Origin of the sequence: Phenylobacterium sp., assembly GCF_031984885.1 — a bacterium.
In the GTDB taxonomy this organism is placed as follows: Bacteria; Pseudomonadota; Alphaproteobacteria; order Caulobacterales; family Caulobacteraceae; genus Phenylobacterium.
In genome coordinates this window covers 208,911-223,123 of the sequence record NZ_DAMABV010000003.1, presented here as the reverse complement: position 1 = coordinate 223,123, position 14,213 = coordinate 208,911, and the positions used below count along the sequence as shown (strand labels likewise).

Below are 14,213 nucleotides of genomic sequence, written 5' to 3'. Positions count from 1 at the left end.
CGCCGAAACCGGGACGACATCTTTGGCCTCGCTTACGCCTGCTGGTGCTTGAGCGGCAGCAGCGCCGCCAGGCTGATCAGGGCCGCGACGGCCAGGTAGATCCCGACCGGCACGAGGCCGCCCTGCGTCGACAGCGCCTGGGCGATCATCGGGGTGAGGCCGCCGCCAATGATGCCGCCGACGTTGAACGCCATCGAGGCGCCGGTGTAGCGCACCCGCGCCGGGAACAGGCCCGGCAGGAACGCCCCCAGCGGGCCGTAGACGAAGCCCATGGTCAGCAGCGCCAGCGACAGGAACGCCCAGGCGCCCAGCAGCGAGCCATGGCCCATCATCGGCGCCATCAGCGCGCCCACGGCGATGGCCATGAAGCAGCCGGCCATCAGCACCCGCCGCGGATTGCTGGCGTCCGACCAATATCCCGCCGCGACGATGCCCAGCGCCATGAAGCCGATCGCCCCCAGTTGCACGCCCAGGAAGGTCTCGCGGCTGTAGCCCAGGGTCTGGGTGCCGTAACCCAGGGCGAAGGCGGTCGCGAGATAGAAGGTCGCGAAGCACGCCACCACCGCGAAGGTGCCGGCCAGCGTCGGGGCCAGGTGGCGCTTGAACAGCTCGGCCAGGGGCACGTCGGAGGGCTTCTCCTCGGCCAGGGCCTTGGAGAAGGCCGGCGTCTCGGTCAGCTTCAGGCGAACCCACAGGCCGACCCCGACCAGCAGGGCGCTGCCCAGGAACGGAATGCGCCAGCCCCAGCTCTGGAACTGCTCGGGCGTCAGCAGCATGCCGAGGATCAGGAACAGGCCGTTGGCGGCGATGAAGCCGACCGGGGCGCCGAGCTGGGGGAACATGCCATAGCGCGCGCGCCAGCCGGGCGGCGCGTTCTCCACCGCCAGCAGGGCCGCGCCGCCCCACTCGCCGCCGAGCCCGAAGCCTTGGCCGAAGCGCAGCACGCAGAGCAGCACCGGCGCCAGCCAGCCGGCCTGCTGGTAGGTCGGCAGGAAGGCGATCAGCACGGTCGAGGCGCCCATCAGCAGCAGCGAGGCCACCAGGGTCGACTTGCGGCCGATGCGGTCGCCGAAGTGGCCGAACACGATCGCCCCGACCGGGCGCGCGAAGAACGCCACCGCCATGCTGGCATAGGACGACAGCAACTGCATCGAGGGCGAGGCGGCCGGGAAGAACAGCGGCCCGAACACCAGCGAGGCGGCGGTCGCATAGATATAGAAGTCGTAGAACTCGACGGCGGTGCCGACCAGACTCGCGCCCAGGATTCGCCGCGCCGACGGCGCCTCAGAACTCTTCGACATCCACACCCCCGATTGTCGGCGTTCGGCTTCGCGCCTGACGCCTGTCAGGTCAAGGCGTTTGGCGTCCGAAAACGCGTCTTCGGGCTTGCGACAGTTCGCCTAATTGGCGTCTATCTGACCAGGGATTCGCCGGGGACGGGAAAGTGACGCCAGGACTTGGGGCTCTGCGAATACTGGTCGTCGACGATAACGAGCAGATGCGGACGATCGTCGGCACGGTTCTCGCCGCCGCAGGCGTCGGCCGGCTCTTCTATGCGACCGACGGCAGGCATGCTCTGGACCTGGTCATGCGCGATCCGGTCGACGTGGCCTATGTCGATTACGAGATGCCGGTGATGAACGGCCTCGACTTCATTTCGCGGGTCCGGTTGCTGCCCGGCGAGATGCGCTACCTGCCGATCATCATGCTGACCGGGCATTCCGACCTGCCGCGGCTCAACGCGGCGCGCGACCGCGGGGTCAACGAGTTCCTGGCCAAGCCGGTCACCGCGCGCAACATCCTGCTGCGGCTGGAGTCGGTGATCATGCGGCCCCGGCCCTTCGTCGCCGCCAGCGACTTCTTCGGTCCCGACCGGCGGCGACGCGCGCAGGCGGGTTACGTCGGCCCCCTGCGCCGCGCGGTCGACCAGGCCGGCGTGCTGGAGCTCTAACGCGCGACGGCGGGCTATGCGCGCACCCTGGCCGGATTGCCGACCACCGTCGCGCCGGCCGGGACGTCGCGGGTCACCACCGCCCCGGCGCCGATCAGCGCGTCGTCGCCGACGCTGACGCCCGGCAGGATGATCGCCCCGCCGCCGATCCATACATTGGCGCCGATGCGGATCGGGCGGCCGAACTCCAGGCCGCCGGCCCGCTCGGCCGGATCGCGCGGATGGTCGGCGGCGAGGATCTGCACGCCCGGCCCGATCTGGGTCCTGGCGCCGATGCTCACCGCGACGACGTCGAGGATCACGCAGTTGAAGTTGAGGAACACCCCGGCCCCGAGGCTGATGTTGAACCCGTAGTCGCAATGGAACGGCGGCCGGATCGTCGCCCCCGCGCCCACCGCCGCGAAGCGCTCGACCAGCAGCTCGTGGCGGCGTTCCGGCGGCAGGTCGAGGGCGTTGAAGCGGCTCATCCAGGCGACCGCGGCGGCATGGTCGGCCTGGATCTGCGGGTCGCCGGCATCATAGAGCTCGCCCGCCAGCATCTTCTGCTTTTCCGTTCGCGCCATGCCGATCCGCGCCAGATGCTGACGCCCTCCTTGATCGCCTCGTCCCCCTCCGCGAGGCCGGCCTGCCCGGCGCCGCCGGGTTTCCTTGATTTGCAGGGTAGCTTACGCCAGATGGTCGGCATGTCCCTGCGCATCGACCCGTTCCACGCCATTTCCGTCAGCGGCCTGGCCCATCGCCTGAAGGCCGAGGGCCGGTCGGTGATCCACATGGAGTTCGGCCAGCCGTCGACCGGCGCGCCGAAGGCGGCGATCGAGGCGGCGCACCGCGTGCTCGACACCGACCCGATGGGCTACTGGGAAAGCCCGGCGCTGAAGGCGCGGATCGCCCGGCACTATCTCGACAAGTACGGCGTCACCGTCGCGCCCAACCAGATCACCCTGACCTGCGGCGCCTCGCCGGCGCTGGTGCTGGCCCTGGCCTCGGCCTTCTCGCCCGGCGACCGCGTCGCCCTGGCCCGGCCCGGCTACGTCGCCTATCGCAATACGCTCAAGGCCCTGCATATCGAGCCGATCGAACTGGCCTGCGGCGCGAACGAGCGCTTCCAGCTCTCGGCCGAACGCATCGCCGCCCTCGACCCGGCCCCGGCCGGCGTGATCATCGCCAGCCCGGCCAACCCGACCGGCACGATCATCCCCGCAGCCGAGCTCGAAGCCATCGCCAGGGTCTGCCGCGAGCGCGGGATCAAGCTGGTCTCCGACGAGATCTATCACGGCCTCAGCTATGTCGAGCCGGCGCGCTCGATCCTGGAGTTCGAGCCGAACGCCTTCGTGGTGAACTCGTTCTCCAAGTACTTCAGCATGGCCGGCTGGCGGCTGGGCTGGCTGCTCTCGCCGCCCGACCACGTGAAGGCGGCCATCGCCTATATGGGCGCGCTGTTCCTCACCCCGCCCTCGCTGGCCCAGCATGCGGCCCTGGCGGCGATGGACAGCACCCAGGAGCTCGAGGGCCACGTCGAGGTCTACCGCGCCAACCGCGCCCTGCTGCTGGAGGCGCTGCCGCGCCTGGGCCTCTCGGCCATCGCCCCGCCCGACGGCGCCTTCTACATCTATGCCGACGTCGGCCACCTGACGGACGACAGCCTCGCCTTCTGCCAGCGCCTGCTGCAGGACACGGGCGTCGCCACCGCGCCCGGCGTCGACTTCGACCCGATCGAGGGCCACCACTTCATCCGCATGTCGTTCGCCGTCTCCACCCCGGAGATCAAGGACGCCATCTCGCGGCTCGAGCCCTGGTTCGCGGCCCAGGGCGCGGCGACGGCGAAATAGGCGTCCAGCCGCCGCACTCAATTCCCACAAGAATTAGCGACGACCTTCCCCTTAAGTTGACTCCGACGAGGCCTGCCCGCAACCTAACGTCGTTCGCTGACGAAGGGCCGCCGGCATGGCAGACTCAACGCCCAAGGCCATCCGCGAGAACTTCGCCAAGACCCGCGTGGCGCTCGATCTGCTGGCGGTGCTGGGCGATGATCCCCAGCGCGTGATCATCGAGTTCAACGCCAACTTCCCGGGCGGCCAGACCGCGGCGCGCGCCCTGCTGCTCAGCCGCCTGCTCGGCCTCGAGCCCTTCGACTACGACGACATCCTGCGGCCCAGTTGGGCCGTGGCCGCGCCCATGCTGGCCAACGTCGAACTGCGCGAACCGCCGCGCATCGGCCGCGAGGAGATGGAGCTCTTCAACTCGCTGCTGACCGAGAGCTACCTGTTCACCAGCCTCGACAAGGAGCGCGTCCTGGCGCTGGCCCAACTCACCGCCGCGGTCCCCGGGACCGAACAGGACGTCAACCTCGTCTACCGCATCTGGGCCGACCCGACCCTCACCCCCCAGGTCTATGTCTCGCGCCGGACCATCAAGGCCGACGCCGCGCGCGCCGCCTTCAGCGCCGCCGGCCAGGACATCGTCTGGGCGGTGGCCGACACCGGCGTCCATCCCCATCCGCACTTCGACCTGCACCGGAACCTTGAGCTGGGCGATGGCCTGCGCCACTGGGACTTCACCGCCGATCATGCCAACGCCGCCGACGCGGAGGCCGAGGCGCTCAAGGACACGGCCGGGCACGGGACCCACGTCGCCGGCATCATCGCCGGCGAGACCATCACCGGCGAGGCCGCGCGCAACGTCGCCCAGATCGACGTCAAGCAGTTGATCCGCAAGGACGAGGCCCAGGTCGCCAGCACCACCCTGAGGGGCGCCGTGTCCGAGATCTCCGGCGTCGCCCCCCGCTGCAAGATCCTCAGCCTCAAGGTCATGACCAGCAAGGCCGACGGCCACGCCAGCCGCCTGATCGCCGCCATCGGCTACATCCGCCTGCTCAACGGCCAGAGCCCCGAGCCGAAGATCCAGGGCCTCAACATCAGCCTCGGCTACCCCTTCGACCCGACCACCTTCGCCGCGGGCCAGAGCCCGCTCTGCCGGGCGGTGGACAAGCTGGTCTCCAGCGGCGTGGCCGTCGTGGTCGCCGCCGGCAACGGCGGCTATGGCGAGGTCTCGGTCACCGGCGGCTTCGCGCCCGCCGCCCACGCCTCGACCATCGCCGACCCGGGCAACGCCGACCTGGCCATCACCGTCGGATCGACCCACCGCGACATGCCGCACCGCTACGGCGTCTCACACTTCTCGGCCAAGGGGCCGACCGCCGACGGCCGCCTCAAGCCCGACCTCGTCGCGCCCGGCGAGCGGATCATCTCCTGCGAACTGCCGGCCCAGGCGGGCGCGCCGGCGACCTTCAAGGAGGACACCGGCACCAGCATGGCCGCGCCCCACGTCTCGGGCGCGATCGCCGCCTTCCTATCGGTGCGCCGCGAGTTCCGCGGCGCGCCGCTGCTGGTGAAGAAGCTCTTCCTCGACAACGCCACCAGCCTCGGCCGCCAGGCGACGTTTGAAGGCCATGGCCTGGTCGACCTGATGCGCACCCTCCAGGCCGTCTAGAGAAAGGACGCCCATGACCAGGATCGGCGCCTCGCCCTTCGTCTGGCTGAAGTTCGACAAGGCCGGCCGGCTGGATGGCGGCGCGGCCGCCGCGCTCAAGGCCGCGCTGACGCCCGACATCAGCCATCTCGTCGTTCTCTCCCACGGCTGGAAGAACGACGAGACCTCGGCCTGGAAACTCTATTCCGCGCTCTGGCCGAACACCGCGCCGCACCTGGGCGCCATCGACCCGGCCAGGGTGCTGGTGGCCGGCGTGGCCTGGCCTTCGCGCCGCTATGCCCTGCCGGTCGACGCCAAGGCGCTGGCCGAGGCGGCGAGCGACGGGGGCGGCGCCCTGTCGGCAGGGACCACCGCGCCCGGCGTGCCCGACCTCACCGCCGCCCAGCTCAAGGCTCGCCTGGCCGCCGAACTGGGCGGCGTCGGCGCCAAGGCCGCCGCCAGGATCCGGGCCACGGCCGCCGCCTATGTCGCCGCGCCCTCCGAGCAGACCGCCGCCGACCTGGTCGGCGCCTTCATCGACGCCCGCAGCGCGCCGAAGAATATGGGTGAGGAGGCCGACACCCTGGCCGCCGTCGCCGCCAGCCCCGGCGCGCGGATGAGCAACCTGGCCCTGCCGCCCAGGTACACGACCCAGGCCGGGGTCGGCGCGGTCCAGGGCGGGTTGGGCGATCTCGGCGACGGGATCTCGGACCTTGTGCGCGGACCCAAGGCCGCGGTGCTGCGCCTGGCCGAGCAATTCAGCTACTACGAGATGAAGACCCGCGCCGGGGTGGTCGGCGCCAGGCTGGGCCAGGTGCTGGGCGCCCTGGCTCCCGCGCATGGCGTGAAGCTGCACCTGGCGGGGCACAGCTTCGGCGCCCGCCTGGTCACCGCCGCGGCCCAGGCGTTCCCGGCCGGCGGCGCGCTCGACCTCTTCAGCCTGACGCTGCTGCAGGGCGCCTTCTCGCACAACGGCCTGTCGGCGGCGCGCCGCGGCGGCTTCGCCAACGTCGTCGGCAAGCCCAGCGGCCCGATCGCCATTTCGCACACCCACAAGGACGACGCCTGCACCCTGGCCTACGCCCTGGCCTCGCGGCTGGTCCGCGACGCGGCCCTGGCGGTGGGCGACCGCAACGACAGGTTCGGGGCCATGGGCGCGAACGGCGCGCAGTTCGACCCCGGCGAGGCCGGCGCGGTCAGCGTCGCCGGCACGACCTTCGCGCCCGCCCGCGGGGCGATCACCAACTTCCTGGCCGACGGCTATATCGGCGACCACAACGACGTGACCAACCCCACCGTCGGCAAGCTGCTCGCCGCGGCGATCAGGGCCTGACGCGGCGCACCGTTCCGCGCGCCTTTGACGTCGATCAAGGCGCGGCGCATCCCTTCGGCCCAGTTAGGCGTTGCAGTGACCGGGAGGTCGCCATGGCGCTTCTGTCCCACCCTCTGAAGACGCCGCGGCGCCTGTCTGGTCCGCGGCGGCCATCCCCCGATCGGCCGCCGGGCGCTGCGCCCCCGCCGCTTCGTCTATCGCCAGGACGTGCGGCGGCGGGCGCGTTGCTCGCCATCATCGGCCTGGCGGCGCTGGCGGCCCAGGTCTTCATCCTCAACTGCGGCTCCCAGGCCTGCGATCGAGCGATGATGACCATCGGCCTGGCGCTCGGCGCGGCCCTGGCGGCCCTGGCGCAGTTCGCGATCATCCTTGGCCTCTGGCTGCTCTGGACCGCCTGGCGGCGCGGCGCCTAAGGGCCTTGCCGCCTCCCATCCCCACGCCTAGGCTGGCTCCATTAATTTACGCCATAAAGGGAAGCGACGATGAGCGCGGCGGTGGAAACGACCACGAAATCGGAAGAAGTGCTCTATGAGGCGGCGGACGGCATCGCCACCCTCACCCTGAACCGGCCCGAGCGGCTGAACACGATTTCCGGGCCGATGCTGGCCCGCCTGACCCAGTTGCTGATCAAGGCCAACGAGGATCCCGCGGTTCGCGTCATCGTGCTGACCGGGACCGGCCGCGCGTTCTGCGCCGGGCTCGACCTGGTCGACGCGACCCAGGGCTCGGGCATCGGCTCGGACAAGCAGGCCAGCGCCGTCTCGGTGAACATCGACCTGCGCAACACGCCCCCGACCGTGCTGTTCGCCATGGACAAGCCGACCATCTGCGCCCTCAACGGCTCGGCCGCGGGCTATGGCATGGACACCGCCATGGGCTGCGACATCCGCATCGCCGGCGAGAGCGCCAAGATGGCGGCCGCCTTCGTCAAGCGCGGCGTGGTGCCCGAGAGCGGCGGCACCTGGATCCTGCCGCGGCTGCTGGGCTGGGCCAAGGCCGCCGAGCTGATCTTCACCGGCCGCACCCTGTCGGCGCGCGAAAGCCTCGAACTCGGCCTGGTCAACCACGTGGTCCCCGACGCCGAGCTGGCCGCCAAGACCCGCGAGATCGCCCTGGAGATGGCCGCCAACGCCCCGCTCGCCGTGCAGTCGGCCAAGCGGCTGATGCGGATGGGCCTGTCGGAGACCTTCAACGACCACGTCCACCACGTCTATCTGCAGTTCCTGCAGTTGATCCGCACCCAGGACTTCAAGGAAGGCATGACCTCCTTCCTCGAAAAGCGGCCGGCGGACTTCCAGGGCCGCTGAAGGCGCCGCCGGCGCCTGCGGCAGGCCGGCCTCATCCTCTCGCGAGGACGGTGAACCTGTCGCAGGCCTCAGGCCCTGGCTCCAAATCCGATGCTGCCGTCATCGTCGGCGGCCAGGCTCTGGACCGCCAGTACCGAAGCCGCCGGCGGCCCGCCGCGGCAGGCCGCCACCATCCGCTCCAGGGCGATCTCGTCGCCGATGGCCAGCAGCTCGACCGACCCGTCGGGGCAGTTGCGCACCCAGCCGTCCAGCGCCAGCCCGCGGGCCTGGCGCTCGGCCCACCAGCGATAACCGACCCCCTGCACCTGTCCGGTGATCCGCAGCCTGACCGCACGCCGTTCCATACGGGAGAAAATGCGCCGCGCGCCGCGCCGGTTCAATGTCGTGCTCGTGAATGTCCTACGCTCTTCCCCTGACGCATGGTCACCCGCATAGGCTGCGTAGAACAGGCTGACAGGGAGAAGAACAGATGGTCAGGCAAGCATGGATCCTCGCCGTTGCGGCGCTGGCGGCGAGTTGCGCGACGCCGGGCGGACAGGCGCCCCAGGCTCAGGCGCAGGCCGAGCCCAAGCCGATCCCCGAGATCCGCCCCGGCTACCTGGCCGGCTATATGCCCATGGGCGGCGCCCCCAACAGCCTCGCCATCCTGCCGCCCCCGCCCGCCGCGGGGTCGCCCGCCCAGGCCAGGGACGACGCCTCCGCCAAGGCGGCGGAGGCCCTGCGGGGAAGCCCGCGCTGGTCGGTGGCGACGCAGGACGCCGAGCTGAAGTTCCCGGCCGCGGCCGAGACCTTTTCCTGCGCGCTCGGCGTGAAGGTCAGCCAGGAGACCACGCCGCGGCTCTACGTCCTGCTGCGTCGCACCCTGGTCGACAACGGCCTCTCCACCTATCCGACCAAGACCAGGTACCAGCGCGCCCGGCCGTTCATGGTCAACAATACGCCGATGTGCACGCCGCAGGAGGAAGACGAGCTGCGCAAGGACGGCTCCTACCCCTCCGGCCACAGCGCCGTGGGCTGGGGCTGGGCGCTGATCCTGGCCGAGGCCGCCCCCGACCGCGCCACCGAGGTGCTGGCCCGCGGCCGCGCCTTCACCCAGAGCCGGGTGGTGTGCAACGTCCACTGGCTGAGCGACACCGAGGAAGGCCGGATGATGGGCGCAGCCACGGTCGCCAAGCTGCACGACAACGCCGACTTCAAGGCCGACCTGGAAGCCGCCAAGGCCGAGATCGTCGCAGCGCGGGCCGCCGGCCATCTGCCCACCCGCGACTGCGCCGCCGAGGCCGCCGCCCTGGTCGGCGGCTAGGTTCGCGGGCCGCGCCCCAACGCCGGACGCGAACTCGGTAGAACACCCGATTGCCGCCGCCGCCGGCCCGCGCCCAAGCTTCCCGCGCACCAGCACGGGAACGCGGCGTGGCCCAGCAGCCATCGATCTCGCCGGTCATCGGCGCCGAAACGATCTTCGAGGGCGGCCCGCCCCGGCGGCTGACGGCCCTGGCGCGGCTGCCCTCGCCCATCGCACCGAACGCCGGGGTGCGGACGATGCTCACCCTGGGGCTCGGCTGGCTTCCGCTGGCGGTGCTGGTCGCCGTCGACATCGCGATGGGCCGCGCCGGCGTTCTCCACAGCTTCGTCGAGGACATCGGCGTCCACGCCCGCTACGCCATCGCCGCGCCGCTGCTGGTGCTGGCCCACGTCGTCTGCGCGCGGCGGCTCGGCGTCATCGCCCGCCACTTCCAAGGCTCGGGCCTGCTTGGCGAGGACGACGAAGCGCGCGCGGCGCAGGCGCTGGAGGCCACCCGGCGCCGGGTGCATTCCCTGTGGGCCGAGGCCGCCGTCCTGATCGCCGTCTACGGGCAGGTCGCCGCCCTGTTCCTGACCGAGCCGGCCATACTGCGGCAGGCCCAGTGGCAGGTCGCCGCGGACGGCGCGGGCCTGTCGGCGGCCGGATGGTGGCACGCCATGGTCAGCGTGCCGCTGCTGCTCGCCCTGCTGCTCGGCTGGGCCTGGCGCATCGGCAACTGGGCGTGGTTCCTGCGCAGCGTCGCGCGACTGGACCTGCGGCTCATCGCGGCCCACCCCGACCAGTCGGGCGGCCTCGGCTTCCTCGCCCAATCGGTCAGGGCGTTCAGCATCGTCGGCATGGGGCTGGGCGCGATCGTCGCCGGCCGCTTCGCCTATGTGCACCGGCACGACCTGGCGACCCCATACACCGATCCGATGCTGATGGCGGGGATCGTGGTGCTGGTCCTGGCCTTCGCCGTCGGCCCGCTGCTGTTCTTCATGAGGCCGCTGATGCAGGCCTGGCGGCAGGGGGCCCTGCGCTACGGGGTCCTGGCGACCGACATGGGCGTCCAGTTCGAGCGGAACTGGTTTCGCGGCGCGCCCGGCCGCCCGATGCTGTCTGAGCCGGACTTCTCCGCCGCCACCGACCTCTATCAGGTGGTCTCCAACGTCTATGGGATGCGGTTCGTCCCGGTCGACCCGCGCAGCCTGGTGATGCTGGTCGCCGCCACCCTCGCCCCGTTCGTGCCGGCGATGTTCCTCTCCATGCCGGCCCAGGTCGTCATCGACGAACTGAAGGCGCTGCTGTTCTGAAGCGCGGCGGCCTTACCTCTGCAGCCAGCGGCGCCAGCCTCGCTTCGGTTCCGGCGGCGGCGTGGGCGGGGCCGGGGCCGCGACGGGCGGGGCGGCCGCCGGCTCGGGCTTCGGCGGCGGCGCGGGCGGCAGGCTGAAGAGGTCGCGGTCGGCCACGCGGAAGTCGATGGTCGTCAGCTTGCGCTCGCGCGGCGCGGCCAGGTCGCCGCCGGAGGTCGCCACCCGGAACGGGACCTGCACCGGCCCGACCCGGCGATAGTCGGACACCTCGATGGTGAGCGGCGCGCCGACGCCGTCGTGCTCGACCATGCGGGCCAGCAGCCCGCTGCGCGCGTCGAACCACAGCTCGCGCGGGACGCCGCCGGCCGGCTGCACGCGCAGCACCTCGAAGCTGCGGCCCTGATGCTGGCGGGTCCCCAGGTGCGAGCTGCGCAGGTCGAACCGGCTGGGATAGAAATAGCCGTAGGCGCCGAAGAAGGCCTCCGAGCGCACCTTGGCGACGAACGGGCCCTTGTCGGAGCCGGTCGCGACGCCGCCGGCCAGGATCCGCCACTCGGCCGCGCCGTTATAGCCCTGGACCAGCTTGTCGCCGCCCTGCGCCTGGGTCTCCTGGCGCAGGCCATAGCGCAGCGGATCGAGCCAGCGCTCGACCTGCGCCCCGCCCTCCTCGCCGACCTCGTGCACGCCGCGCAGCATGTTCCAGCCCGCCGCGCCGCCCGAGGCCGCCCGAGCCTTGTCCAGCACCCGCTGGGCGGCCGGGGAGTTTTGCGCTTGCGCGGCGCCTGCGGCGACCAGCACCGCAAGGGCGACCACCGCGGCGAACTGCTGACGCATCGGCGAAATCCACATGAGCCGGGGAAGGAAGCGGCGAAGGTTGTCGAGAATGCGGCGACTCGCGCCCCCGCCGCCTCTGTTAGCCCGCCGGGCCCCAACCGCAAAACACCGCCCTCGCCGCTTGCCCCTCCAGATGTCCCCGCGGCGAGCCGCGCTTCAGGTCACGGCGACGCGGGTGATGTGGCGCCGGCGCCAGGACGCCAGGCTCCCCCACTTAATTACGATACTTTCGCGTTGACATAATAAGCGCCGCGGGAGAAGGCTCGGCCAAATAACGCTGTGCGAGCAGCCGGACGCCTCGGGCGCGCCGGGCAGAAATCCAGGGGAAACTTCATGATCCACACCACCATCAAGCGCTCATCCACGGCCATGAAGCGTGCGCTGCTGGCCAGCGCCGCGGCGGCCGTCGCGCTGGGCGCGGCCCCGGCGGCCAACGCCCAGGACAGCGACATCACGCTCGGCGAGCTGGTGGTCACCGCCCAGAAGCGCACCGAGCGGCTGCAGGATGTCCCGGTTTCGGTGAACGTCGTCTCCGCCCAGGCCCTGGCCGACAGCCACGTCTCGGGCCTGCAGCAGTTGCAGCAGCTTTCGCCGTCGCTGACCTTCACGCCCTCGGCCAACACCCGCGGCCAGGGCCTGTCGGTGCGCGGCCTCGGCACCCTCAACTTCTCGGACGGCGTCGAGCCGACGGTCTCGGTGGTCCTGGACGGCGTGGTCATCGGCCGCAGCGCCGGCTCGTTCTTCGACTTCAACGACGTCGAGCGGATCGAGGTGCTGCGCGGGCCCCAGGGCATGCTGTTCGGCAAGAACGCGGCGGCCGGGGTGATCAACATCGTCACCGCCCGCCCGAACCTGACCGAGTTCGAGGCCGACGCCTCGATCAGCTACGCCACCTTCGACGAGGTCCGCGCCAAGGGCTCGGTGTCCGTGCCGATCAAGAGCGGCGAGCTGGCGGCCCGGATCTCCGGTTTCTACAATGAATCCGAGGGCGTCATCACCAACGTCTTCGACGGCAAGAAGTACAACGGCCTCAACTCCTACGGCGTGCGCGGCAAGCTGGTCTGGAGCCCGGACGACAGCTTCGACCTCTTCGCGACGCTCGACTACACCCGCGCCGACCAGGACTGCTGCGTCAGCACCGTGCGCTCGATCCTGCCGACCACCCGCTACTTCGGCCCGACCGGCCCGACCCGCGCCTCGCTGTTCGCCGGCGTCGATGTCGGCCCCTACAGCCGCGAGGCGAACTTCGACGGCAAGGCGTTCAACGACCAGAACACCTGGGGCGCCTCGGTCGAGATGAACAAGACGTTCGAGGCCTTCACCCTGACCTCCATCACCGCCTATCGGGCGTTCGAGGTCGAGGACAACAACGACGCCGACGGCGGCCCGCTGGCCCTGCTGAACGTCAACAGCGCCCACCAGAAGCAGGACCAGTTCACCCAGGAACTGCGCATCACCTCGCCGGCCGGCCAGCGGCTGGAATACGTGGCCGGCCTGTTCTACTTCGACCAGGACGTCTCCACGACGACCGAGATCCGCGGCAACTTCGGCCAGGTCCTGCCGGCCGGCGCCTACCTCCAGAACTTCATCGACCGGGCGATCAGCACCCGCAACTTCGCCGCCTTCGGCCAGGCGACCTTCAACCTCACCGACGACCTGCGCCTGATCGGCGGCCTGCGCTACACCAACGAGGAGCTGAAGGCCCGCTTCCTGCGCACCATCCCGGCCGGCGCGCTGGCCGCCGTCCCGGGCCTCGGCGGCCCCGCGCTCGACGCGCCGGACCTGCACGCCAAGGACGACGACCTCTCCGGCAAGCTCGGCGTGCAGTACAAGTTCAACAGCGACGTCATGGCCTACGCGACCTACTCGCGCGGCTACAAGGGCCAGGCGATCAACCTTCTGAACAACCTCAGCGCCGCGACCGTCAATTCCGGCCAGTACGTGCTCGCCCCCGAGACGGTGAACAACTACGAGGTCGGCCTGCGCACCACGCCGTTCGACCGCCGGGTGATCTTCAACCTCACGCTCTTCCAGACCGAGATCGAGAACTTCCAGGCCCAGACCTTCGACGCGGCCACCACCAGCTTCGCCCTCTCCAACGCCGGCGAACTGCGCTCGCGCGGGGTCGAGCTGGAGACCCAGTACCGCCCGAACCAGGCCTTCCAGTTCTCCGGCAATGTCGCCTATGCCGACACCCGGGTCGAAGACTTCGCCCCGGCCTGCTATCCCGGCCAGACGGCGGCCCAGGGCTGCGTCGGCGGGCGCCAGGAGGTGACCGGCAGCGCGCTCACCAACGCCCCGATGTGGTCCTACACCCTGGGCGCCAGCTACAATCGCGAACTGGAGTCCATCCCGTTCGACCTGACCGCCGACATCTCCTACAGCTACCGCTCGTCGGTGTTCTTCACCTTCCGCGACCCCAACACCATCCAGCCGGGCTATGGCCTGCTGAACCTGAACGTCGGGCTGCAGAGCACGGACGGCCGCTACGGCGTCACCGTCTTCGCGCGCAACCTGCTGGACGAGCAGTTCGTGTCCGGCATCGGCACCGGCTTCCTGGACACCAGCGCCACCGGCGCCGGCTACACCCAGAGCCTGACCCAGGACGCGTTCCGCCGCGTCGGCGTCGAGGCCCGCGTCCACTTCTGACCGGCCTCCGGCTCGCCCCCGTGGCGAGCCGGCCACATCGTTTCCCGACTGGGCGCCGTGCAAGCGGCGCCCTTTT

Annotated in this window: 13 protein-coding genes; 9 read left to right on the top strand and 4 right to left on the bottom strand. The window is 70.9% G+C overall.

Translation table 11 applies throughout. From position 1 onward, the window contains the following. Positions 1-32: 32 nt before the first annotated feature. Positions 33-1,301 carry an MFS transporter gene (locus RTL41_RS06765; protein ID WP_312162636.1) on the bottom strand — a complete coding sequence of 423 codons (1,269 nt, stop codon included), beginning with the start codon at positions 1,299-1,301 and terminating at the stop codon, positions 33-35. Between the two features lie 143 nt (positions 1,302-1,444). Between RTL41_RS06765 and RTL41_RS06760 the strand changes: the two genes are divergently transcribed. Beyond that, complete coding sequence (locus RTL41_RS06760; protein WP_312162635.1) at positions 1,445-1,951, top strand: response regulator; 507 nt, start codon at positions 1,445-1,447, stop codon at positions 1,949-1,951. 14 nt (positions 1,952-1,965) lie between these two features. On the opposite strand, the gene RTL41_RS06755 is transcribed toward RTL41_RS06760, so the two are convergent. Further along, positions 1,966-2,514, bottom strand: coding sequence for a sugar O-acetyltransferase (locus RTL41_RS06755; RefSeq protein WP_312162634.1), 549 nt, complete (start codon positions 2,512-2,514; stop codon positions 1,966-1,968). Between the two features lie 120 nt (positions 2,515-2,634). Here RTL41_RS06755 and RTL41_RS06750 point away from each other — a divergent pair, with 120 nt between their 5' ends. From RTL41_RS06750 to RTL41_RS06730, 5 genes are all read left to right on the top strand, one after another. Continuing rightward, positions 2,635-3,780, top strand: a complete 1,146-nt coding sequence (locus RTL41_RS06750; protein WP_312162633.1) for an aminotransferase class I/II-fold pyridoxal phosphate-dependent enzyme — start codon at positions 2,635-2,637, stop codon at positions 3,778-3,780. Between the two features lie 115 nt (positions 3,781-3,895). Continuing rightward, on the top strand, positions 3,896-5,440 hold the full coding sequence (locus RTL41_RS06745; protein WP_312162631.1) for a S8 family serine peptidase: 1,545 nt from the start codon (positions 3,896-3,898) through the stop codon (positions 5,438-5,440). A 13-nt stretch (positions 5,441-5,453) separates the two neighbouring features. Continuing rightward, positions 5,454-6,752, top strand: coding sequence for a hypothetical protein (locus RTL41_RS06740; RefSeq protein WP_312162629.1), 1,299 nt, complete (start codon positions 5,454-5,456; stop codon positions 6,750-6,752). Between the two features lie 224 nt (positions 6,753-6,976). Beyond that, positions 6,977-7,165: a hypothetical protein gene (locus RTL41_RS06735; protein WP_312162627.1), complete on the top strand. Its 189-nt coding sequence runs from the start codon at positions 6,977-6,979 to the stop codon at positions 7,163-7,165. Positions 7,166-7,234: 69 nt separating this feature from the next. Beyond that, positions 7,235-8,059, top strand: coding sequence for an enoyl-CoA hydratase-related protein (locus RTL41_RS06730; protein WP_312162625.1), 825 nt, complete (start codon positions 7,235-7,237; stop codon positions 8,057-8,059). 68 nt (positions 8,060-8,127) lie between these two features. Here RTL41_RS06730 and RTL41_RS06725 read toward each other — a convergent pair whose 3' ends face one another. Continuing rightward, entirely contained in the window at positions 8,128-8,403 is a 276-nt protein-coding gene (locus RTL41_RS06725; protein WP_312162623.1) for an acylphosphatase, read from the bottom strand. Positions 8,404-8,528: 125 nt separating this feature from the next. On the opposite strand from RTL41_RS06725, the gene RTL41_RS06720 reads away from it, so the two are divergent. Further along, on the top strand, positions 8,529-9,362 hold the full coding sequence (locus RTL41_RS06720; RefSeq protein WP_312162622.1) for a phosphatase PAP2 family protein: 834 nt from the start codon (positions 8,529-8,531) through the stop codon (positions 9,360-9,362). Between the two features lie 107 nt (positions 9,363-9,469). Beyond that, on the top strand, positions 9,470-10,654 hold the full coding sequence (locus RTL41_RS06715) for a hypothetical protein (RefSeq protein WP_312162620.1): 1,185 nt from the start codon (positions 9,470-9,472) through the stop codon (positions 10,652-10,654). 12 nt (positions 10,655-10,666) lie between these two features. Here RTL41_RS06715 and RTL41_RS06710 read toward each other — a convergent pair whose 3' ends face one another. Beyond that, positions 10,667-11,488 carry a hypothetical protein gene (locus tag RTL41_RS06710; protein WP_312162618.1) on the bottom strand — a complete coding sequence of 274 codons (822 nt, stop codon included), beginning with the start codon at positions 11,486-11,488 and terminating at the stop codon, positions 10,667-10,669. Between the two features lie 333 nt (positions 11,489-11,821). On the opposite strand from RTL41_RS06710, the gene RTL41_RS06705 reads away from it, so the two are divergent. After that, entirely contained in the window at positions 11,822-14,137 is a 2,316-nt protein-coding gene (locus RTL41_RS06705) for a TonB-dependent receptor (protein WP_312162616.1), read from the top strand. The last annotated feature ends 76 nt before the right edge of the window (positions 14,138-14,213 follow it).